This is a genomic window from Mesorhizobium captivum, assembly GCF_033977165.1.
GTDB lineage: Bacteria > Pseudomonadota > Alphaproteobacteria > Rhizobiales > Rhizobiaceae > Mesorhizobium > Mesorhizobium captivum.
The window spans coordinates 1-1039 of the sequence record NZ_JAVIJB010000120.1 but is presented as its reverse complement, the minus strand read 5'-3'; the positions used below and the strand labels follow the sequence as shown (position 1 = coordinate 1039).

At 62.2% G+C, this 1039-nt stretch carries 1 protein-coding gene; it reads left to right on the top strand.

The window, feature by feature from the left end; translation table 11 throughout:
- Window positions 1–1039 (top strand): hypothetical protein (locus tag RFM40_RS33555; protein WP_320279054.1); only part of this gene is annotated, 1039 nt, incomplete at both ends.

Sequence of the window (1039 nt, the reverse complement as noted above, 5' to 3'; positions counted from 1 at the left end):
TGCCCTTTGCTCCACCAGCTCACTCACCTGCGCAGAGTTTTGACCAGGACGAGCTCTTTGCCGCCGCGGATCGCGCCGGGCCGTTTGCGGCTGCAAGTTTCGCTTCGCAGTTCTGGCAGGATGCGGAGCGGGTGGTCCACTCACCCGCGCAAAGTGTCGATCAGCCGCGGAGCCGCGCAGCGATTGGGGTCGGTTACGAAGCTTCGAGTTCCATGCCGCCGCGGGTCAACCCGCCCGCCACGGGCTTTGGAAGCGCACCCGATGGCGTGAACTTCGCTCACGTCGTCACGGACGCATATCGGCCTGCGGCCAGTCAACAGGGCGATTTGACCGGCGCGCGCCATACAATGCCGGCCGCGGCGCCGCACCAGGCTGCCGTCGTTCAGCGAACGCGCCGCCGCAAGCGCGGCCGCGAGCATCCGGACGAGGCGCTTTTTGCCGCCTACCGTGCCGAGGTGGCTAAAACAGCCAAGGTGAGTGAAAGCTCGATCACTGGCGATATAGTGGCGCTGCGCAAGTTCAGCACATGGCTTGACGAGAACCATCGGACCCAGATCGCCGGCCGGATTGAGGACCCGGGGTTGGACGCACTGGCGAAGAACTTTGTGGGCAACAATGTCGTACTACTGAGCGACACCAAAGTGGCATTGGGAAGGCTCCGGCAGCATTCTGCCGGACAGCCTGTGACGGCTGTTTCGACTGTTCGACCCGGCACGAAGGACGATGAGGAACTCTTCGCCCAATACCGGGCAAAAGCCGTGGCCCGCATCAAAGCACGAACCTTGGGGGGCGATCTAGCGGCGCTGCGCAAGTTCAGCAAATGGCTTGCCGAGAACCACCAGAGCCAAATCCACGGTCGGATTGAGGACGAGCAGTTGGACGGCCTGGCGAAGAACTTTGCGGGCAACGATGCCGTACTACTGAGCGACATCAACGTGGCATTGGGAAGGCTGCGGCAAGCCTATGCCGGACAGACTGTCACAACAGCTAAAACTCGCCCCGTCAACGAAGAGAACCAGGTGATCGAAGATGCATGTCG